Annotated in this window: 20 protein-coding genes; 15 read left to right on the top strand and 5 right to left on the bottom strand. The window is 56.9% G+C overall.

Going from position 1 to position 21,295, the window contains the following annotated elements:
• Positions 1-153: 153 nt before the first annotated feature.
• Positions 154-1,881 (top strand): carbamoyltransferase C-terminal domain-containing protein, encoded by a 1,728-nt coding sequence (locus tag Q7U76_03450; GenBank protein ID MDO8355430.1) that lies wholly within the window; start codon positions 154-156, stop codon positions 1,879-1,881.
• Positions 1,878-3,383: a hypothetical protein gene (locus Q7U76_03445; protein MDO8355429.1), complete on the top strand. Its 1,506-nt coding sequence runs from the start codon at positions 1,878-1,880 to the stop codon at positions 3,381-3,383. The genes Q7U76_03450 and Q7U76_03445 overlap by 4 nt, the downstream gene beginning before the upstream one ends.
• A 21-nt stretch (positions 3,384-3,404) precedes the next feature.
• Here Q7U76_03445 and Q7U76_03440 read toward each other — a convergent pair whose 3' ends face one another.
• Complete coding sequence (locus Q7U76_03440) at positions 3,405-4,214, bottom strand: glycosyltransferase family 2 protein (GenBank protein ID MDO8355428.1); 810 nt, start codon at positions 4,212-4,214, stop codon at positions 3,405-3,407.
• A 190-nt stretch (positions 4,215-4,404) separates the two neighbouring features.
• Here Q7U76_03440 and Q7U76_03435 point away from each other — a divergent pair, with 190 nt between their 5' ends.
• The 11 genes from Q7U76_03435 (at position 4,405) to Q7U76_03385 (ending at position 14,880) form a co-directional block, all read left to right on the top strand.
• Positions 4,405-5,184: a hypothetical protein gene (locus Q7U76_03435; protein MDO8355427.1), complete on the top strand. Its 780-nt coding sequence runs from the start codon at positions 4,405-4,407 to the stop codon at positions 5,182-5,184.
• A 163-nt stretch (positions 5,185-5,347) separates the two neighbouring features.
• Positions 5,348-6,865: a Do family serine endopeptidase gene (locus Q7U76_03430; GenBank protein MDO8355426.1), complete on the top strand. Its 1,518-nt coding sequence runs from the start codon at positions 5,348-5,350 to the stop codon at positions 6,863-6,865.
• Between the two features lie 70 nt (positions 6,866-6,935).
• A complete protein-coding gene (gene tatC / locus Q7U76_03425; protein ID MDO8355425.1) occupies positions 6,936-7,868 on the top strand; it encodes a twin-arginine translocase subunit TatC in 933 nt (310 codons plus the stop codon).
• A 44-nt stretch (positions 7,869-7,912) separates the two neighbouring features.
• Positions 7,913-8,866 (top strand): Mrp/NBP35 family ATP-binding protein, encoded by a 954-nt coding sequence (locus Q7U76_03420; protein MDO8355424.1) that lies wholly within the window; start codon positions 7,913-7,915, stop codon positions 8,864-8,866.
• Between the two features lie 13 nt (positions 8,867-8,879).
• Positions 8,880-10,178 (top strand): molybdopterin molybdotransferase MoeA, encoded by a 1,299-nt coding sequence (locus Q7U76_03415; GenBank protein MDO8355423.1) that lies wholly within the window; start codon positions 8,880-8,882, stop codon positions 10,176-10,178.
• A gap of 102 nt (positions 10,179-10,280) precedes the next feature.
• Complete coding sequence (gene mobB, locus Q7U76_03410) at positions 10,281-10,805, top strand: molybdopterin-guanine dinucleotide biosynthesis protein B (GenBank protein ID MDO8355422.1); 525 nt, start codon at positions 10,281-10,283, stop codon at positions 10,803-10,805.
• The gene (locus tag Q7U76_03405) at positions 10,789-11,499 is read left to right on the top strand and encodes a cytochrome c3 family protein (protein MDO8355421.1); all 711 of its coding nucleotides are present in this window, start codon (positions 10,789-10,791) and stop codon (positions 11,497-11,499) included. Before mobB ends, Q7U76_03405 begins: the two co-directional genes overlap by 17 nt.
• Before the next feature lie 14 nt (positions 11,500-11,513).
• Complete coding sequence (locus Q7U76_03400; GenBank protein ID MDO8355420.1) at positions 11,514-12,242, top strand: ABC transporter ATP-binding protein; 729 nt, start codon at positions 11,514-11,516, stop codon at positions 12,240-12,242.
• A 273-nt stretch (positions 12,243-12,515) separates the two neighbouring features.
• Positions 12,516-13,307: an ABC transporter permease gene (locus Q7U76_03395; protein ID MDO8355419.1), complete on the top strand. Its 792-nt coding sequence runs from the start codon at positions 12,516-12,518 to the stop codon at positions 13,305-13,307.
• 418 nt (positions 13,308-13,725) lie between these two features.
• The gene (locus tag Q7U76_03390) at positions 13,726-14,058 is read left to right on the top strand and encodes an RNA-binding protein (protein ID MDO8355418.1); all 333 of its coding nucleotides are present in this window, start codon (positions 13,726-13,728) and stop codon (positions 14,056-14,058) included.
• A gap of 234 nt (positions 14,059-14,292) precedes the next feature.
• A complete protein-coding gene (locus tag Q7U76_03385; protein ID MDO8355417.1) occupies positions 14,293-14,880 on the top strand; it encodes a 2OG-Fe(II) oxygenase family protein in 588 nt (195 codons plus the stop codon).
• A 105-nt stretch (positions 14,881-14,985) separates the two neighbouring features.
• Here the strand turns inward: Q7U76_03385 and Q7U76_03380 are convergent, their stop codons facing one another.
• Both Q7U76_03380 and Q7U76_03375 read right to left on the bottom strand, forming a co-directional pair.
• On the bottom strand, positions 14,986-15,501 hold the full coding sequence (locus Q7U76_03380) for a response regulator (protein MDO8355416.1): 516 nt from the start codon (positions 15,499-15,501) through the stop codon (positions 14,986-14,988).
• 111 nt (positions 15,502-15,612) lie between these two features.
• On the bottom strand, positions 15,613-17,061 hold the full coding sequence (locus Q7U76_03375; GenBank protein MDO8355415.1) for an NFACT family protein: 1,449 nt from the start codon (positions 17,059-17,061) through the stop codon (positions 15,613-15,615).
• Between the two features lie 268 nt (positions 17,062-17,329).
• Between Q7U76_03375 and Q7U76_03370 the strand changes: the two genes are divergently transcribed.
• Positions 17,330-17,557 carry a hypothetical protein gene (locus tag Q7U76_03370; protein MDO8355414.1) on the top strand — a complete coding sequence of 76 codons (228 nt, stop codon included), beginning with the start codon at positions 17,330-17,332 and terminating at the stop codon, positions 17,555-17,557.
• A gap of 201 nt (positions 17,558-17,758) precedes the next feature.
• Positions 17,759-19,324 carry an HEXXH motif-containing putative peptide modification protein gene (locus Q7U76_03365; protein ID MDO8355413.1) on the top strand — a complete coding sequence of 522 codons (1,566 nt, stop codon included), beginning with the start codon at positions 17,759-17,761 and terminating at the stop codon, positions 19,322-19,324.
• A gap of 38 nt (positions 19,325-19,362) precedes the next feature.
• On the opposite strand, the gene Q7U76_03360 is transcribed toward Q7U76_03365, so the two are convergent.
• Both Q7U76_03360 and Q7U76_03355 read right to left on the bottom strand, forming a co-directional pair.
• Positions 19,363-20,097 carry a hypothetical protein gene (locus Q7U76_03360; protein ID MDO8355412.1) on the bottom strand — a complete coding sequence of 245 codons (735 nt, stop codon included), beginning with the start codon at positions 20,095-20,097 and terminating at the stop codon, positions 19,363-19,365.
• Positions 20,098-20,252: 155 nt separating this feature from the next.
• The gene (locus Q7U76_03355) at positions 20,253-21,293 is read right to left on the bottom strand and encodes a PKD domain-containing protein (protein ID MDO8355411.1); all 1,041 of its coding nucleotides are present in this window, start codon (positions 21,291-21,293) and stop codon (positions 20,253-20,255) included.
• Positions 21,294-21,295 lie beyond the last annotated feature (2 nt).

Here is a 21,295-nt window from a genome sequence, read left to right as displayed (position 1 = left end):
GTGGTGCCTGTCGTGACCGGTTTGGCTAGAGGAATTCAAGCTCTGCACCGTACCGAAATGTCAGACTGAATGCAACAGGGCGCAGGTGGTCTTGCGAGGCTGTGAACGCTCAGTTATTCTGCCCTTCTGAATTAGGGGAAGGGCGATGCATCAATGCTGATACTCGGGCTCTCGAACATGCGGGATGCTGCTGCGGCGCTGGTCGAGAATGGCCGAGTCATTGCCGCGGCAGAAGAAGAACGGTTCGTCCGGGTGAAACATGTCACGGCACTGCCAGTGCAGGCCATTCGTTATTGTCTCCGTACGGCTGGTGTGCGGTTGTGTGATGTCGATGCGGTGGCAGTACCGTGGAAGTATTGGCAAGTCGGTCGGCGGGGAGCTCTGGCCTTTGGGGCGATGATCCGGTCGCCGCAACTCTGTTGGGTGAAGGGCAAGCGGAGCACAGAACGGCTGACTCAGGAGTGGCAGGAGCTTTTCTTCCTTCGTCGCTACCTCACCAGGCTGATTGACGGAACCACCTGTCCCGAGCCTGTCTTTCTGGACCATCATCTCTGTCACGCTGCCAGCTCAGTTCTTGTTTCCCCGTTTGACCGCGCGGCCGTGCTCATCGTGGATGGGGCGTCGGAAGCCCATACCACCATGCTGGCGCGGGCCGACGGCCCGGATATTCGAGTGCTACAACGGGTATCCCTTCCCCATTCGGCAGGACAGTTCTACGCGGCCATGACCGCGTATCTGGGATTCAAGCCGGATCACGATGAATACATTGTGATGGGGTTGGCGGCGTACGGCGAGCCCCGATTCGCAGCGGTTCTCCGGGAACAGGTCCTCCGTCTTCTCCCCGATGGCGGGTTTGAGTTGAACACGAAGATCTTCGATTTTCACCTGGCCCGGCAGCGGATGTTTTCTCCCGCCATCCTTCGACTGTTAGGGCCCAATAGGCAGCCAGACGACGAGGTCACGCAGCGGCATCGAGATGTAGCAGCCAGCGCACAGATGGTTCTGGAAGAGACGGTGCTCCATCTCGCCCGCCATCTGCAGCGCCTGACCGGTCTCGATCGGCTCTGCCTCGCTGGAGGCGTGGCCTATAATTGTGTCGCCAACAGTCGCCTGTGGCGGGAGGCTGGATTCAACGAGATCTATATCCCTTCGGCGGCGGGGGATTCCGGGGCTGCCATGGGGGCGGCTCTGTGGCTGACTCACCGGCGCGGAGCGTTGACCGAGCGCATGGTCATGCGATCTGCTTCCTGGGGACCGGAGTTCACCGAGCAGGAGTGCCTGGCTGCGCTCGAACAGGCCGGGCTGTCAGCCGAACATCTTCCCGACGATCAACTCTGTGAGAAGGTGGCGGGTGAGCTGGCGAATGGTCGGCTCGTCTGTTGGTTTCAAGGTCGAATGGAATGGGGGCCGCGCGGGTTGGGCAATCGCAGTCTGCTGGCCGATCCCCGCCGCGAGGATATGCGGGAGTTGATCAATGCCAAGGTGAAGCTTCGGGAGCCCTTTCGACCCTTTGCTCCGTCGGTCCTTGAGGAGAAGGCCTCGGAGTATTTCGATCTGCCGTCGCCCTCACCCTTCATGTTGTTGACGGTTCCGGTCCTCCCATCGGCGAAAGGCCTGATCCCTGCCGTCGTCCATGTCGATGGTTCGGCGCGGGTTCAAACGGTGGATGCGATATCCAATCCGCGATATCGTTTGCTCCTGGAAGCGTTTGGTCGTCGGACGGGAATCCCCGTACTTCTGAATACCTCGTTCAACGTCAATGAACCCATCGTCTGCACTCCGGAGGAGGCGGTCGATTGCTTCCTCCGCACGGACGTGGAGTGGCTGGTGTTAGGCAATCTATTGGTCGGCCGCCCCACAGCCGTGAAGGGTGAAGCGTGAAGGGTGACAGCCTATTCTCAGTCTTCGATGCCTTCCTCCTGCTGATCATCCTGAATTTTACGCTGCAGCCTCTGACAGAGCCCGATTTCGGATGGCATCTGAGAACGGGCCTCGATCTCCTCTGGCAAGGCGGAATCTTGCCGGCTCTCGATCCCTATTCCCACACGATGCCGGACTGGCCATGGGTTGAACATGCCTGGCTGACCGATCTGATCGTCGGAGCCTTCTATCAGATGTTCGGCGCTTTGGGGGTGATTCTCTTCTTTGGCGCTGTGACGGCAGGAGCTTGGCTGGTTGCGAGTTGTTCCGTCCCTTGCAACAGGATCTTTAGACTGCTCGCCTGTGCACTGTCTTTGTGGGTGGCCTTGCCATATCTCGGGGCGAGAACCCAAATGGTCACCTTGCTGGGCCTCGCGGTATTGCTGGTGATTCTTCAGCGAAGTCGGAATGGAGGAACCCGTTTACTATGGCTGATTCCGCCGTTGTTTCTGCTCTGGGCCAATCTGCATGGAGGGTTTACGGCCGGGCTGTTTCTGCTGGGGCTCGTGGTCGCCTGTTCGGCGGTGGTGCAGGGGATATTGTTCTGGGCGCCGGGTTTGGCCTGTCGTCTCGATGAAGCGCCTCTCGTCTGGCCTGCGATCGGGCGGCTACTAGCGGCGGCTGGGGTCGCGGCCTTGGTGACCTTGGTGAATCCCTATGGATGGAGGTTGTACGGAGAGATTATCGATTCCCTGTCGAATCAATTCATGCTCGATAACTTGCAGGAATGGCAGCCACTGTCCTTGAGCACGTTGGCTGGCCGCAGCTACGCGTTGTATCTGGCTGGATTGGGGCTGGCTGTGGCGGCCTGGTATCGGCGTATTGAGCCGGTACGATGGGCCGTCTGGATGGTGTTTTTGTTTCTCTCTCTGCGTCATATGCGAAACATTCCGTTTTTTCTCTTGGTCAGTCTCCCGCTTTGTGCCGAGTTGTTGGCTGAAGGGTGTGGCAAATGTACCGGCTGGCTCAGTTCGGACTCCGTTTCTGCCAGGCGATGGGTGTTGGCTGGGACGCTGGCCGGAGGGCTGTTCATGGTCTGGTTAGGGCCGGACCATCTTCAGCGGGTGGTGCAGTCCGGTCTAGAGCCTGCCGAGTATTTCAAGGGCACCTCCTACCCGATTGAGGCGGTGCAGTGGATTCGGGAACATCGGGACCGGGTGGGGCAGCGGCTCTATAACGACTATGCCTACGGAGGGTTTCTGCTCTGGTGGTTGCCGGAAGAGAAAATCTTTATCGATGGGCGTATGCCGGCCTGGCGAAGCGGGGATCGCCTGATTTTCCAAGATTACGTGGCACTGAGCCTGACCGACCCTCCAAGGCTCTCTGTCCTGGCTGCCTACTCGGTGGATTGGGCGATCGTGAGGAGAAAGAGTCTGTTGGACGAGGCACTTGCAGGCGAGCCGACATGGCTACGGGAATATGAAGATAGGAAAGTCTCGATTTATGTGCAGACCTTCAAGTGATGTGTGGGAGAGCCATTCTTCTTATTGAGGAGGGAGTTCGAGGTGGCCGACTGTAGCTGGCTGGAAATTCTGCGCCTGAGAGGAATAGGAGCCCTTGGCCCAATTCCGTCTGATTACAGCCAATTCGCGTAGCATGGCGAGGCCGTCTCTGAGGACGCGGACTTTCGAACCTGGCTGATCCGACCAATTCACCGGAATCTCTGCGATGCTGTATCCTCGTTGTTGCGCCACGTAGAGCAGTTCGAGATCGAAGCCATAACCATCGATGGAGGAGACGCCAAAGAGGTCGATGGCCACCGGTCGACGGAACAGCTTGAATCCGCATTGCGTATCGGTGATTCCTCTGAGGCCGCATTGTCGTACGATGAAATTGAACAGGTTGCCAGAAATAGTTCGAACGAAGCGGGCCTGGACTGCATAGTCTGGCAATCGGGAAGCCAGCGCACGCGATCCGATAGCCAGATCGGCACCGCTTGCCAGGGCCTGTTCGAGCCGGGCGAGTTCCTGAATCGGCGTGGCCCCATCGGCATCGGCAAACAGTTGGAGCTGTCCGGTCGCGGCTTGCATGCCCCGTCGCACGGCGGCCCCTTTCCCTTGCCGTTCTGGGGTCCGGATTAACTGAATGTGCGGGAGGGAAGAGGCCGCGGTCTCAACCAGAGTGGCGGTGGCATCGGTACTGCCGTCGTCAACCACGAGGACTTCGTAGGGCTTTTCTCGCTCTTCCATGTATGACGTGATGCTTTGGAGATAGGGAAGGATGCGAGCCGCTTCGTTATGGGCAGGGATGATGATCGACCACTCGATGGAGCCGAAGTCGTTTCGTAATGACACAGGAACCAGCCTTGTTGGGTGAGCTGCGGCGTCCCCGGACGAGAGGCAGAGGCATGAGGAAATACGGTAGCCGAGCCACGGGCAGGATTGCAAGTGGATGGCCCGGACTTGACAGATCTACTACCGGGGAGCGAACGTATATAAGTAGAGTGAATCGACGGGCGAGCCTCTCATAGCCAGGAGGTGGGTGATGCGCGAACTGCTCAAACCATTCAGTCTCATCGTCAGTGCCCTATTCGTCGTATCATGTGCCTCCGCCGTTCCGCCGGCGCGGATTGGCGACTATGTGTCGGCAGAGCAGCCGTCCGGCGCCGATGCTCTCGCAAAGATCGATCAGCGGCCGTTGCAGGCCGGGCTGGTCGTCGTATCGGATACCGCAGATCCTGGTGCGGCTCCGAATCTGCCGGAAGAAGCGCTGACTCGCCTGACAGAGAGCCTGCAGCAAGATCTTGGTCACGCAATTCCTATCGTCATTAAAGAGGTTATTCCCGGTCACCATATCAAGCCGCAATCTCATGGCGATTGGGCCCAGTTCGCAGAGCTGGGCCGGCAACGTGGACTCGACTATCTGGCAGTTGTGGTGGTGTCGAGCACCGAGCAGGAATATCCCGTTACCTTGTTCCTTGGATGGACGACCCATGCACAGCCTGGATATCGTCGAGATAACTGGTCGTTATTGGAGTTCGTCCTGCTGGACTTGAAGCACAGCCAGACGCTGATGCAGGCCGAAGGCCGGGGCTGGGCCACGCTGGACCGTCCGAGCGCACCGGGGATCGACCAATGGTATCCGGCCATCTATCTACGCCCTCAGGATCAACGGCGTATCTGGCCTCCGACGTATGAGGGCGCTCCCAATACCCTCCGTGTCGTGTCCTTCGAGCAGGCCGCGAAGCGGCTGGTGTTGAGGCTCCAGAACTCGTGGCTTGGGGTATTGGAAGCCGAGTCGGCGGCTCGGAGAGCCAGTTCGTAGCGCGCGTCGATCGTCTTGCGGGTAGTACTCTAGTCCCCTTCGGGCTCTGTTTTGGAGAGTCCGAAGGGGACTATTAGTCTTTGAAGCCCCCGGAACGGATAGTGTACAATGCACCGTTCAGTTGATGCGGTCGCGTCGGTTAACCCTCTGGAGGAACGCTGTTATGGTCACGCGGAGTAAGGGAAGGGATGTTCTGGGTCTTGTCGCAGGTCTTGGTTTGGTTACAAGCACCTTCGCGTTTGCTGTCCTGCCGAATGAACCGACAGCCTTTGCCGCCGGGGCTCCAGCCGGGCTGACACAGGGATTTTCAGAGATCGTCAAGAAGGTAACCCCGGCCGTGGTGAATATCGCGGTGACTGGGGGTGGAGAAGGCAAGGGACGAGGTCGGAAATCGCCGTTGCCGCCAGGCCCATTTGGCGGACCTCCTGGTGAAGAAGGGCCAGAGGGCGAACTTCCAACTCCTCCACCGATGCCTCCGGGTGGAGGGCATGGACGTCCCGATCAAAGCGCAGGATCCGGCGTCATTTTTGACTCGAACGGATTTATCGTCACCAACAATCACGTTGTCGAAGGCGCCACGCAGATTACCGTTACGCTCAGCGATCGGCGTGAATTCACCGCCAAGGTGGTGGGGACTGACCCGAAGACGGACTTGGCTGTGGTCAAAATCGATGCGAAAGATCTTCCAGCATTAAAGTGGGCGGACTATGACAAGTTGCAGGTCGGCGATATTGTGTTAGCCGTAGGCAGTCCGTTCGGACTGAGTTCCACCGTGACCCTGGGCATCATTAGCGCGTTAGGCCGCGGCAATGTCGGTATTGCCGATTACGAAGACTTCATCCAGACCGACGCCGCGATTAATCCGGGCAACTCCGGCGGGGCCTTGGTCAATATGAACGGCGAACTCATGGGGATTAATACGGCTATTTTTTCAAGGACCGGCGGATCGGAGGGGATCGGGTTTGCCATTCCCAGCAGTATTGCCTTGGACATCGTCGATAGCCTGCAGAAGACCGGAAAAGTCGTGCGCGGTTGGATGGGCGTCGCCATTCAAGAAATCACGCCGGCGTTGGCCAAGTCGTTCAAGTTGCCTGAGCAGCGCAAAGGGGTCCTGATCAGCGATGTGAATGAGAACGGCCCGTCCCATGCTGCGGGTATGAAGCGCGGCGATGTGGTGATCGCGTTCAACGGGAAAGAAGTGCAAAACGTGAGTCAGTTGCGAAATCTCGTCGCACGAACGATGGTCGGCAAGGATGCGCAGGTAAAAGTATTGCGAGATGGCAAGGAGCAGACCATCTCCGTGAAGGTGGCGGAGCGGCCGACGGATGAAATGTTGGCGAAGAAGGAGCCCACGGCTCCCAAGGAACCGGTCGAGACGGCGAAGCTGCCGGATAATGTCCTGGCTTCTATCCGGGTCCAGGCATTAGATGCAGCCACGATGAGTCAATTGAATATCCCGGCGAAGATGACCGGTGTCGTCGTGACGTCGGTCGAAACTGGCGGTTCTGCGGAAGCGGCAGGCTTGCAGCGCGGCGACGTGATTCAGGAAGTGAACCACGAAGTCGTGAAGACTCTTGATGACTACCAGAAAGCTTCGAGCAAATTGAAGAAAGACGAGTTGGCTGTCCTGCTGTTGAGTCGGCAGGGCAATAGCTTGTTTGTCGCAGTCAATCCCAAGTAACAGGCCTGACGCTGGCCGTGATCGCTCGGTATCCGAGCGGTTACGGCCAGACATCGGATGAACGGTTCGTATGTCCGACGGTTTGAATTCGCTCAACCAGTGGCTGCAAGACACGATCTTTAAGCCGCTGGAAGATAAGAAAATGCCGGTGATGGAGCACCTCGTGGAGCTCCAGGTTCGGCTGACGCGCGCGGTGATCATCACCGCGCTGGTGTTTGTCGGCACATTTTTTTACGCCGATACGTTGGTGCAGTGGCTTCGCATCCCCCTTCAGAACATGTTTGTGCCCGGATCCCTCTCGTGGGTGCCGACCGATCTGCCGACCGTTCCATTCGTCTTTCTCGCGCCGGCTGAAGCCCTGTGGCAAAACGTGAAGGTGGCCGGGCTCTTTGCGCTCGTTGCGGCGACCCCGTACATTCTTTTGGAAGTCTGGCAATTCGTCGTGCCGGGCCTCCATGCCCAGGAGCGGCGGTTTGTCGCGCCATTTGTGCTGTTGAGTGCCCTGGCGTTTTATGTGGGGGTGGGTTTTTCATTTTTCTTCGTCCTGCCGTTCGCCCTGAATTTTTTGCTGTCTTACGGCGTCAACGCCGGGTTTATTCCCCAAATTTCCATCGCGCAATATGTCGGATTTGCCCTATGGTTTTTGATGGTATTCGGGCTGATTTTCGAGGTGCCGCTCGCGATTACCCTCATGGCAAAACTCGGGTGGGTCGATGCGCCATTTCTGAAGCGATATCGAAAGTGGGCGTTTCTGGGGTCATTCATTTTCGCCGCAATTCTCACCCCGACACCCGATCCGTTCAATCAATGTCTCATGGCCTTGCCGATGTATGTCTTCTACGAAGTCGGCATTGTGAGTGCAGGATTCTTCAACAAGAAGAAGCCGGAAGAGTCGTCGGTGCCGGTTGTGGTGACCGCAGCGGCGGGAAATGGAAAAGCGACCGGACTCTCCAGCGTGGGAGAGGGTGACTACGTCGGTGTGCCGACAGGGCGCCAGCGATAACGGAAAACGCAGATCGGGCGTAACGTTTTACAGAAGGAAGATACATGGCTCGTGAATTGAACGTCATTCAACCTCCTAGTTCCGGCGACAGCGATGCCTGCATCTATATGTGGGCCTGTGCGATCTGCGACGAAAATGAAACTTGCCAGAAGGACAAGGAAGGGCACAGCCGCTGGCTGGTGGCCAAGCGGATGGAGCGGATCGAATATAAAGTTCTGGTCATGAGCAACAAGGGTGGCGTCGGGAAGAGCACTTGCACGACCAACCTCGCCGTGAGTCTTGCGCTCAAGGGATGGCATGTCGGGATCTGCGACATGGACATTCATGGACCGAACATCCCGAAGATGGTGGGGGCCGAAGGGCAGAAGCTCAAGATCAGCAGCTCGGGCGGAATCATCCCCTTCCAGGCCTATAATCTGAAAATCGCATCGATGTCGTTCTTGCTGCAGAATTCGGACGATCCGATCATCTGGCGCGATGCGTACAAATACGAGTTCATCAACCAGCTCTTAGGCGGCGTCGAGTGGCAGGATCTGAATTTTTTATTTGTCGACCTGCCCCCAGGGACGGGCAATGAATCGGTGACGACGATCGATTTGCTCGGCAATGTCAGCGGGGCGGTGATCATTACGACACCGCAGGAAGTGGCCTTGCTGGATTCCCGCAAGTCGGTGACCTTCTGCAAGGACAGCGAAGTGCCGATCATCGGGATTGTCGAGAACATGAGCGGGTTGGAGTGCCCCCATTGTCACAACCACATCGATGTGTTCCGCAAGGGCGGCGGGGAAGCTGCGGCGCATGATATGGGCGTGCCGTTTCTCGGACGCATTCCGCTCGACCCCGATGTCGTGCTCCAGTCCGATGCCGGTGAGCCATTTGCGATGTTCAATTCTGACTCCCCGACGGCCGAGTGTTATCACGACATTGCCAACAAGGTCGAAGCGTTCTGCAAGAAGAGCGGGTCGCTGATGAAGATCGCCCCTCGGCAGGCGCATTGATGAAGGAGAGATCGTGAAGGCTACCGACGCGACAGAGGGGCTTACGCAGCTGCAAGAGGCGCAACGGATCGTGCTGGCATCCACGCCGACTCTGGGCCTGGAGAAGATTTCGATCCTGGATGCCCTCGGTCGTGTCCTCGGCGAGGATATCGTGGCGGAGCGGGATAATCCACCCTGGAACAACAGCGCGATGGACGGGTTCGCGGTGCGGTGGGAGGATATCAAACAGGAGCATGCGATTCAGAAGCCGGTAACGCTTACGGTGATCGAGGACGTGCCTGCCGGTAAGATGCCGTCAAAAACTGTCGGTGCAGGGCAGGCGATTCGCATCATGACCGGGGCCCCAATCCCGAAGGGAGCGGATACCGTCTTGAAGGTCGAAGATACGGAGCATACGCCGAGCTCCGTTCGCGTATTCAAACCGGAAGCCCAAGGCGCGAACATCCGCCCGCAAGGCGAAGACGTGAAGAAGGGTGAATGCATCATTGCCAAGGGGACTCAGATTAGGCCCGGTGAAGCAGGGATGCTGGCGATCCTGGCCAAGTCGTTCGTCTTTGTCTACCAACGACCCCGGGTGGCGATTTTGTCGACTGGCGATGAGTTGGCGGATTTGGACGAGCGGTTCAGCGAAGAAAAAATCATCAACTCGAATAGTTATGGGATTGCAGCTGCGGTCCAGGAGGCGGGCGGTATTCCATTCTTGCTGGGGATCGCGAGGGACACGCCTGCCGCGCTCAAAGAAAAAATTTCACATGGACTGACAGCGGATATTCTGGTGCTGTCCGGTGGTGTGTCGATGGGCGATTATGATTTCACGAAGACGGTCTTTCACGAACTGGGTGCGGAAATGAATTTTTGGAAGCTGGCGATCAGGCCAGGGCAGCCGCTCGCGTTCGGTAAAATTCAGGGCAAGCTGGCGTTCGGCCTGCCGGGGAATCCCGTGTCGTCTATGGTGACGTTCGAGCAGTTGGTGCGGCCCGCGATGCTGAAGATGAGCGGGCACCTGACCTATGGTCGGCCTGTTCTTCAGGCAGTCTTCCAGGAAAAGTTTTCCAAGCGGACGGATCGCCGCCATTTCCTGCGCGGAGTGCTTACGCAAGAAGAGGGTGTATTTAAGGTTCGAACGACCGGCGCTCAGGGGTCAGGAATTTTGACCTCGATGGTGAAGGCTAATTGTTTGATCGACATTCCTGTCGAGGTAGAGCGGGTCAGTCCTGGCGATCTGGTGTCGGTTCAACTGTTGGGCGGAGAAGCCTGGCCCAGCCATGCAGGGCATGCCCGGACCGACTCTCACAAGCTGTCCTGTTGCTAAGAAAGAAAGGAGGCCAATCGTCACCACTCGCGAGCCGATGGCCGACGTATGTGAGCGCGCCGTTGACCCATGATCATGACGATTGACCCGTAAGATACATCCATGGCCGTACCTATTGTCTCATTTGTCGGTCGGTCGAACAGCGGGAAGACCACGCTGATCGAGCGCGTGATTCCTGAATTGGTTCGGGCCGGTTACAAAGTCGCGACGGTGAAACATGCCGGACATGGCTTCGATCTCGATACAGAAGGCAAAGACAGCTGGCGCCATAAGCGAGCCGGTGCCAGCAGCGTGATGGTGCTCTCCAAGGGCAGTATGGCGATGTTTGCGGATGTGTCCGATCAGATGACGGTCGAGGAAGTGCGGGATCGGTTTCTCGACCGTACCTATGACCTGATTATCGCTGAGGGATGGAAACACGAAGGCTATCCGAAGATTGTCATCGTCCGTGAGCAAGTCGGCGAAATTCCTGTGTCCACGGAAGGGCTCCTTGCAGTGGTTTCGGATCAGCAGATCGATCTTTCCGTCCCGTTATTTGGCCTGGACGATGTCGTCGGCGTGGCCGCGTTGATCATGAAACAATTTCCTAAATCGCAATCTCCTCTGGAGCATGAACTGGAAGCCTAAAGCATCCATCGTGCTGGTTCTTGTGGCCGGCGCTATCGCGCTCGGCACTGTGGCCATTCCTGTCACCAACCACCCGACCTTCTGTGCCAGTTGCCATACCATCGCGCCATCCTATGAGAGCTGGGCGAAATCCTCGCATCGAGAGGTGACCTGTGTCGCCTGCCACGTGCGACCGGGTCTCGAAGGCTGGCTTCGCGATAAGGCCTGGGCCGGGACGAAGGATGTCGCGATCTATTTGTTCGGCAGTCCGACCGATCCGCACAATCTGCAGGCGAAAGTCGAGTCTGCGGTGTGCTTGAGCTGTCATCGAAACATTTTGCGGGTATCCGAGGTGGCCCCGCGCGATTTGCCGCCGCCGGTCAATGAGGTCGGTCTGATCATGAACCATCGCAAACATATCGATGCTTTTGCTACGCGCGGCCAAGGAGAGGGCTGTACGACGTGCCATTCTTCGATCGTGCATGAAAAGCCGATCAAAGGGTATCCGATTGTCATGCCACGCGGGCATCTCTCGGCCGATGCCAAACCCTGGTTTCCGGACCATCCGGAAGGTTCGTATTTGCGAACCAGGGCTCTCTCGGATTGTTTCCGATGTCACGATGGAAAGACGGAGCATGAGGGGAAGGTCGTGAGCCGGAAATGTGAAACCTGCCATCTTCCCGAAAAGATCGCCAACGCACTGCTCTTTAATTAAATCGCCGAACATTCATGCCCACACCTGTCTTGCAAGTCGAACATCTGGTGAAACAGTTCGGCGAGTTCGTTGCCGTCAACGATATTTCCTTCGACATCAAGCCGGGAGAGATTCTCGGGTTGTTAGGCCCGAATGGGGCGGGGAAAACCACCACGATTCAGATGCTGCTTGGGTTGGTGACGCCGACGGCCGGCTCCATTCAGATGTTCGGACTCGACCTGGCGGCCGACCGGGAGGCCGTCCTGCAGCAAGTGAATTTTTCTTCGACCTATGTCTCCATGCCGCAGGCGCTGACAGTTGAAGAAAACCTCTGGGTGATTGCGCGGCTATACGGTCTGTCTCAGATCCAACAGCGGGTCGATGGCATCGTGAAGCGGTTTGAGATGGAAGATTTTCGTCATAAAGTCACGCGCAAGCTGTCCTCCGGTCAAAGTACTCGCCTTGGACTCGCCAAAGCTTTTTTGACCGAACCGAAGATTCTGTTTCTCGATGAACCGACTGCCAGTCTCGATCCCGATATCGCACAAAAGATTCGGAGTTTTCTCAAGGAAGAGCGGCGATCGTCCGGCCTGAGTGTGCTCTATACGTCGCACAACATGCATGAGATGGAAGAGATGACGGATCGGATCATCTTTCTCCAGAAGGGGAAAATTGTGGCGGCGGGGACGGCGCAGGAGATCGTGGCGCGGTTTGGACAAGCGGATCTGGAAGAAGTGTTTGTGAAGTTGGCGCGAGAGACGTAGGGGAATGAGCTGGCAGGGACGTTCCCTGTGCTCGCGCAACGCGCGGCCTCGGAAGGATGAGAGGGAGCGGCCAGGTGCCCTTCTTGCTCGCAGAACGCGCACGATAAAAATGTGCTCGTTCGATGCGCGAAGTAAAGGGCAGCCTCGGCCACTCCCTTTAAAAGAGGCATAAGAAATCGGGGAGGCCTCGTTGGACGCGCGCAGTGGTGAACCTCCCTGCCAGCTCACGTAGTGCGCCAGGTATTTTAGCGTGGTGATCGGAAAGAAGATGAAATGAAAATCCATCGAATTCATGCGCTGGTGGCGAGGCATTTGTATCTGTATCGGCGCAGCTTGCCGCGCATGATGGAAATTTTCTATTGGCCGTTTCTGGACCTCGTTATCTGGGGGTTCATTACGGTCTATCTCATGAAGTTCCAGGGGCAGATTCCAGGGGCCGTCACGTTCTTTTTGGGAGCCTTGATCCTCTGGGATGTGCTGTTCCGAGCGCAGCAGGGGATTACGATTTCGTTTCTGGAAGAAATTTGGTCGAGAAATCTCATGAACTTGTTTGCCAGTCCACTCAAGCCGAGCGAGTTTCTGGCCGCGACGATGGTGATGAGTATTTTAAAGGTGATCGCAGTGTCTGTGGTCATGGTCGTCTGTGCGGGGCTGTTCTACTCCTACAATATCTTTGTGATCGGGATGTGGCTCGTTCCGTTCGTCTTGAATCTTGTGATGACAGGATGGATTATTGGGGTGCTGACCACGGCTCTTATTATGCGGTTCGGCCAGGAAGCAGAAGTCTTAGCCTGGAGTATGGTGTTCCTGTTCCAGCCCATCTCCTGCGTGTTCTATCCGATAGAGGTGCTTCCAGGTTGGCTGCAGGCCATTGCCTGGATGAACCCGGCTGCCCATGTCTTTGAAGGTATGCGCGCGGTACTGAATGCATCCGTCTCACCGATCGCTCATCTCGCATGGGCAACCGGCTTGAATCTGGTGCTTCTCGGTCTGGTCGTTGCGGGGTTTCATTGGATGTTCGAGCTGTGCCGTGAGCGGGGCCTGCTGGTGCGTATTGGGGAGTGAGAAGGCAATGGGGTTTAGCTGGATGCTCAAAAAGTTCGTCCAGCAAGGCCGCAGCGAGCGGACAACTAAACTATGAGTGATGAACGATGAATGCAGAATGGGGAAGTGTAAGCATGTCACTACTCATCATTCATCGCTCACCGTTCATCGTTTCCCGGCTGGCGGACTTTTTCGGCATCCTGGTTTGTGGCGGATTGCCATTTTTATAAGGGCTGTGCTAGCCTAGATCTACCTTTCCGCAGGGGCCTGGCGGTGAGGTGGCGCGAAATAAACAGGCCTGCAGCATCGATGTTGCCTTGCCCGAGAATCTCGTCGGAAGTCAGACCTAAGTCGCCACGTCCTTTGCGTCTTTGGCCCGCTCCTTCCCCCGTCCCTCGAGCCCAAGACAATATCATCATACTCAAAGGAGGAACCCCAGATGGGTTCAAAGATCTATGTCGGTGGGTTGCCCTATTCAGCGACCGAGCAGGAGTTGAGTGACCTGTTCGGGCGGCATGGTGCCGTCGCTTCAGCGCGGATCATTACGGACAAGTTCACGGGACAGTCACGGGGCTTCGGCTTCGTCGAGATGTCTTCGGATGCGGAAGCACAGGCAGCTGTTGCCGCGCTCAATGGTGCGGAAATGGGTGGCCGGACCTTAACCGTCAATGAAGCGCGTCCCCAGGAGCCTCGTACGGGCGGTGGTGGCGGCGGATTTGGTGGCGGCGGTGGCCGAGGCGGTGCCGGCGGCGGCAAGCGCGATCGCTACTAATCCTAACTCACGAATGTGAAGGGGGCTGTTATCGTCGAGATAGCAGCCCCTTTTTTTGCGGCCGGGCTGACGAATCAACCGAATGACAGGGTGCGATGAGATGGCGACTCTGGAAGCTGTCCGACCACGTTGTTTAGGAGGAATGTGGTGCCTTTTCAAGGAGCAACAATACCAAGATCCATATCGTTAACTGATTTATCGTCATTTTCATTTCACAAGAGTCCCGTTCTCGTCGTGGAAAACTTTTGGTCGTCGGACGAACGGAAGTTCTTCCGTGAGGGCATGCATGAGGCGGCCTGGAAGAGTTTGGCGGATCTGCCGAAGGTCAGAGAAGATTTCCCGAATTCGGGAAATTGGGCGAAGGCGGAAATCGCCAGGACCCAGGGGCAGCGTTTGCTTTCGCGGTTACAGTTGCCCTGCATTCAGGACTACATGGAGTCTTTCCCGAATATCACCGGCCGGCACGTGGGATTCAGCTATTACTCCTACGCGGCCGGCGATTGCCTGCTGACTCATGACGATACCGATCAAGGGTATGAGATGCAGGGCGATACGGCACCCAAGCGCCGTATCGCCCTGGTGAGCTATTTTCATGACGAATGGAAGTCGGATTGGGGCGGGGAGCTCATTATCTATGCGAAGCGGAAGGCGCATGATTCCGATCAGCCGGAGCTCGAGGTGGCTCATTGTATCGAGCCTCGTCCAGGTTCCCTCGTGATGTTTACGGTTCCCCGTTTCCACCGAGTATGCCGGGTGGATCAAGTCGCGGGCGATCAGCGGCGGCTTTCAATCGCCGGATGGTTTATGACGGAACATCCGTAGGTTTCGCCACGTATGAAAATCAATGGGGGCTGCCATATTCCAATGGCAGCCCCCATTTTCATTCGTGATGTGAGAGAGGATCTGTCTATTGCGGCGAGACGCCGGTTAGCCGACCCACTCGTCAGAGGGCCGCACAAGTCCGGGAGGTTTCTCCGTCAGACTTTCGAGCGAAGGCGCCGGTGCGTGAAGCGTTTGCTTCACAAGTGAGACCAGAGCGTTCGGCTCAAACGGCTTGGGAATAAACGGGAGGGTTCCCCGGCGTATTCCATAGCCTGCCAGTTCCTGTTCGACATTGCCGGACATGAGGATGACTCGCAGATCTTTCCGTATGCGGACTGCGCGGACGGCCAGCTCGTGGCCATGCACGTGGGGGAATTGATTGGTGCTTGAAGCCAATTGAAAGCCCGGAGGAGGCAGAACCAGGTCTGTGAGCAACAGGTCGATAGGCCCTTCGTGCTGCGTGCAGAGTTTGAGCGCGTCCGAACTGCCGTCGGCATGGAGGACTGTGAAGCCGGCCTCTTCCAGAATCCTCGTGCAGAGTTTCGTGAGGGCCAACTCGTCATCGACCACCAGGATGGTTGGGGATGCGGAGGGCGTCTCGATGGGTGGCAGCTCTGACATAGTGGGTTGACCTTATCAGCAGCATAGTACCGGTCAGAACCCATGGCGAGAGAATATTCGGTTTGTGCAACGCTGGAGTGGCGAGGGCTGTCAGGGTTTCTCGTGGTGCGGCTACTCTTGGCCAGATCGGGCCTTGAGCGCATCGAGCCGCTTCTTTTCCAGACTCACATGCAGGGATTTCTCCTGCGTGACGATCACGGCCCCCGGCGCCTGGCCCTTGGCTTTCTTGACCCACTTGCGCCTGGTATAGATCACATCGCCTTTGCCGCTTTTCTTGAGATCGCTATAGAGCAGGGCCAGCGTGGCGGCGTCGCGTATCGTTTCGGGCGGTGGATCGCTCCCTTTTTCCAAGCGCACTACGACGTGAGAGCCGGGGGTGCCGCGAGCATGGAGCCAGAGGTCGTCGCTCTTGGCGAGGCCGAACGTCAGCTCGTCGTTCTCTCTGGCGTTTTTTCCGACATAGATCGCCAATCCGTCTGATGAGGTAAAGCGCCGGAACGGACCCTGGCGTGGCTCCTGCTTGCCTTTGGCCCCTCTTGTCCGCGAAGGGGTTCTGGTTCGCATATTGGGACGCGCGGTCTCGGGTGGCTGCCAGGTTCCCTGTTCGATGGCGGTTAATTCCTCTTGTAGAGCCGCCAGCTCTTTTTCTCCCCCCGTGATCCGTGGGTGAAGCTCTCGCTGTGCAGCTAGGTGCTTTCGATGTTTGCGGAAGTAGTCGTCCATATTGCCCTGGGGAGTTTTGGTCTGGTCGAGCGGGATCGTCAGGTTGGGGAGCGCCTCATCGAAATAATCTACCACGGACACGTCGGTCTGGCCTCTGCGGATGGTACCCAGGTTCGCTTTGATGAGTTCGCCGTAGCGATCGTACGTCTTGTACTTCTCGGCTTTTGCGAGGTCTTCGTGCCAGGCCTCAATGCGGCGGCGGAGCTTCTTGATGGATTTTTTAAGTATCCCTGCCCGGGCATGTCGTACGGTCTCGACAACGGAGGTTGCTTCGGCTTTGTGGTAATGGGCGTCGATGGCAGTCGACAGGGGAAATGGTGATTCTTGGATATGCTGGCTGAATCGATCGAGGTCGGCTGCATGCCGATCCCCCTGAGGGAGAGCAGGTGGAGCATAGGTCTGTCCCACAAGGTCCTTCACCCCGTTCAGGTCTCGCCGGATGAGGCCTGCATCATCGAGTACGAGGAGATTCGACGTCTTTCCTGTCAATTCGGCGACCAGGGTGCAGGGACCTTCCTTGGCGCTCAATGTCAGTTGAACGATCCGGTCACCGGGGACCTGCTCGATTCGGCCGATGCGTGCGCCTTGGAGATGAGCGCGGAGAAATTGACAGAAGGGGGGAGGCGTCTGTGGATTCTGAAAGGCTTCCGTGGTGAAGTGGAGACGGGCGCTGTCCGGGTGGCAAGAAATGAGGAGTCGATGTGTCCGACCCGGCGCACGAATTTCCAGCACGAGGGTACGGTCCGTCGGCTGGTAAATTTTTTGAATCCAGCCTCCAGCCAATGCCGGAGCCAGCTCACTCACCACCTTAGCAATTTCTGTCGCCGTCAATGCCACGATTCGTCTCCGGCCGGTCGCGATGATTGAAGCAGGTCTTTTTTGCCGCATGAGACCACAGTGGCCACACTTGTAGCGGTTGCGGCTGAATGCTGTTCGTCCGCACTCTACGATTCAGCGCGAAAACTCGCAAGCCTCAGGCGCGTCAGTCTTGGCATTGCGATTGCTTCTGTTAGGATGCAAGCGGGTGGGTGCAGGCCTGCTAAACTTGAAAGAGGAGTACGAGGGGCATTGTGGCGGTGAGCGTGAGTTGGACAAGGAGGGTCTCATGCAGTGCACCAGATGTGATGGTCTCATGGTGGCCGATAGCCTGATCGACATGCAAGAAAGCAGTATTCCGATGTGGATGAAAGGATGGCGCTGTGTGTCCTGTGGGAACATCGTCGATCCGCTCATTCTGCGGCATCGGATGATTCAGCAGGCGGGCGCCTCACGTTTGCTCGGAGCGGAAGTGGTCATGCCGCGGCTCCGTCACGGGCTGAAAGCTACGGGCTAACGACGGGATTCGTCTCGCAGTCCGGCGACAGCAATCAGCGCTACCATTGTTTCGGCATGTCGGTTTATTCGTTCTGACTCCGCCGGTATTTCATCGAGTCTGTTCCTTCCTCCATATCTGCCGAAAAAAATCCACCCATTCTTGCAGCGCGCCCGCTCCTCCGGTACAGTCTGACTCCTTTACCCTGGAGCCTGTGCCCCCATGCCGTTACTTGATGTGTCTTTGCTGGTTCGCCTGCAAGCAGAATTTCGCCTGTCGATGAAACGCCTCCTGAGCGACCTCTGCCTGGACTTGGAAAATCAATATGCGGACGTGGCGAAATCGTTGGCCTTGCCAGTGGCCTACTTTCGGTTCCTTGGTCGAGCGCTTGAGCGGGATGCCTATGCTCAGGGGAAAGTCGTCGGCTGGATCGAATCATTAAACGACTTGGTGTACTTCATCGACCTGTTGCAACAAATTCGAGGGGAGTCCCACCCGCGTGAGTTTGCGGCGCAATTATTTACCGAGTGCCAAGAAAAGTTTTTTGAGAACAGTTATCTGCACGAGCTCTTTCCCCGTGGGCTCTCCCAGTCCTCAGGCCTTGAGCGGCGACTCACCAAATTGTGCGCTCGCCTCACACAGGAGCTGACACAGGAATCGCTCTGTCTCGTGCCGGGTCTTCCGATGTTGTGGTGCGCCTCTCATAAGATTCCGTCCTGGGCCGTAGAGGTTCAGCTCGGCGACAACGTCGAACGGGCGGAACGGTTGGGCACGATGGCTATCGGGATGGATGGTACGACCTATGAAGCGCCTCCTTCGGTGAAGCGAGCCCTCAAAAAAACATCTGGTCACGCCACGCTGTTGATTCGAGCGCAGGAGCTGTTCATCAAGATCGACCGAACGGTGACGCCTCTCTGCACGATGAAAGGCCATCGCCTGGAATGGAGTTGGACGTACCGTCCGCCGGTCGTGGCCATGGAGACTCCGGCCGGGGCCATCACAGTCGGGCCGACGCTGGTTTATGGGAAGGACCGCCAGCCGAAGGCGGTGGCAGCCACCTCAGCGGCTCAAGTGAAACGCATCAACCAAGCCTGGACCGCCATTCACGGAGCCTGGCCGGAAGGGCATGAGGTCCTTGCGCTGTTAACCGATCGGATCGTGCCGCTCAAGGCCAAAGGCGTCGTGAGTTTCAGCTATCGGCATAGGCCTGGTTTGTCGTTTATTAACTGTTTCGACCGGGATAACCTCGATCTGATCGACGACCTGATCCATGAGAACAGCCATCACCACCTAAATCTCTTGTTGCGCAAATACGTCATGTATCGTGGCGATCGCAACCAACAAGTATTCTATTCCCCTTGGCGCTGCAGCCTGCGTCCGCTCAGGGGCATTCTCCATGCGGCCTTTACGTTTACGATGGGCGCGATGCTCTTCGAGCGGCTCTCAACCTGGGCATCGGGGGTGGGTGGATCGACAAGATGGAAGAGGGCAGGCCTCACACCGAACGATCTGCAACGAGCCAGGTTTCGCTGTCTCGAAGAAGTGGAGTCGGTTCGGTATTCGATCCAGGATTTGGAATATGCCAGCTGGCATCTCAAGTGGCTTACCGGCTCAGGTCAAAGGCTGGTCAAGCAGTTGGCAGAGACTATCGAACAGGTCGAGCAAAGCATCGAGCCCCACAGAAAAGCCGTCCTCGTCTCCAAATTCGGCCCAGCCCTCCGCAAGCATGTGAAAGAACTCCAACAAGCCCGCCAAACCTACGGGCCAGTGCGGCTGAGCAAGGCGTGATTTTGAAATGAAACAAGATTTCAGAAGATGCCTACTTACTAAGTCTTCAGCACTCTTATAACCTCCGATAACAACACATCAAGATCAGACCGAAAGTCTACCTGAGTGAAGGTCGGAAGCACCTCATGGGACCGAACATGGGTGTGTAGGTGAGCATTTGCAATGTTTCTTAGTGAGCCGTCGAGCTGTTGCATCGAGCCTTTGAAGGCCTTTGAGCCGGCATAGTTGTTCACGACTTGCGTAAAGGTTAGTTGCTTAAAAATTGGAGGAACATGGTCCACGATTGCACGAACAAGCATTGCGATTGTCATCATGCAGTTATTTGTGTAAGCAACGTTGAGCTCTTCGCATAACCGAACTAGCCGAGTGAGGTCGAACTCTAAAGATGTAGCCGATTTGAGTTCGGTAAGCCTTTCAGGGGCAACGTAAGAAGAAGGATTGGTGGTAGTTGCTTTAGGACTTAGGCTCTTTACTCGCATCAAGTGATTAGCGGCTGCAGTGATTAGACCCCGAGTCTTCTGAACGCAGGCATATGAGGGGCCCTCGATGTAACCTCCGTTTCCGTTGTTCACGGCTCTAGCAATATTGCGTGAAAAGTTATTGTCTTCACCCAGTAGGGAGTCGATTAGGGAAATTGACTCTGCTACAAGCTGGGAAAATTGTGCTTCGTCTTCACTTTGCAAGTACATGCCGAGACTTGAAGATTGAACAAATCTTTTTTCTAGGCTTGCAATCTGATGAGCGAGGGATTCAAGTTCTTTGTCCGGTTCCATAAGAAGTCGTCAGGTGTCTCAATCTTCTGTTTAGGCTGCTCAAAAAGGCCATCCAGCAAGGCCGCAAGGAGTGGGGCGACTGAGGCGTACCCGGAGGGTACGTCGCAGGGAGACACAGGACTGAGAACGATGCTGGGGGACTTTTTCAGCAGCCGTCAAGGCTCGACGGTCACATCGACGAACGCCGGCACAGAGTCCGCCCCCTTCTTATCCGTCACCCTCAGCTTGAACCGATAAGTCCGTTTTTCCGACATGGTCGGCGCGAGGAAGGAGGCTTCGGCGTTATCCACGTCCAGCAGTGCGATCTTACTGCCGCGGACTTGGCTCCATGAATAGTAGAGGGCTTCGCCTTCCGCATCCCGGCTCTTGAGCCCGCTCAGCTTCACTTTCGTCCCGGCTTTGACCGATTGGTTGGGGCCTGCATCCGCGACTGGAGGCTCGTTTGGCTCCTCGTTCACTTCGACGGTGACATCGAGCATGGCCTGTTTGCCGCGATTGGTGACGGTGAGGATCATCTTTCCGTTACCGACAATCTGCAGGAGGCCATTGGACAGGACTTGAATGATCTTGGGGTTCGAGGACTGGTATTTCGTGCCGCTGCCCAGGGTACTGATTCGGCGGGTGACGCCATCGGCGAACTCACCGACCACGGGCAATTCGAAGACCTTGCCCAGTGAATCGACGTGACCGAATGCGGAGGATTGTCCTGTCCGTCCGAGGTGCAAGGGCTTGTCCGTTTCGAAATCGATGATGGCAAGGGACGCTGCTGGCTCTACGTTAACCAGGATTTCATCGAAGACAGACCTCGTGCCCAATCGTCCCCGTGAAATGTCGGCGACCGCCAGCAACCGCATTGGCCCGATGCCGTCTTTCGGGACCCGTAACGGGCCTCCGAAGGCCGGGTCATGGTCGGACAATCCGATCAGCGCCACCGGCGCAACGATCGATCCCGTAGCCGTCGCGTCTTCCTGCCCCACCAGCGTGTCATCCTGTTCGCCATACCAATAGTAGCGAACCTGGACGATGCCGGAATCTTTGCCGAGGTCTACGCGGGCAGTGACGGTGCTGCCCGATGTCAGTTTGGCCCCTTCTGCTGGCTCGAGGATCTTGAAGGCTTGGGCTGGTTGGGCTGTGAGGAGGAGGCAAGTTGCTAACAGGAACAACCCAAGGTTCCGATACTTCGTTTCACGCTTCACGG

This window comes from Nitrospirota bacterium, assembly GCA_030645475.1.
In the GTDB taxonomy this organism is placed as follows: Bacteria; Nitrospirota; Nitrospiria; order Nitrospirales; family Nitrospiraceae; genus Palsa-1315.
The sequence above is the reverse complement of the archived record's forward strand: the minus strand, read 5'-3'. Positions and strand labels throughout refer to the sequence as shown.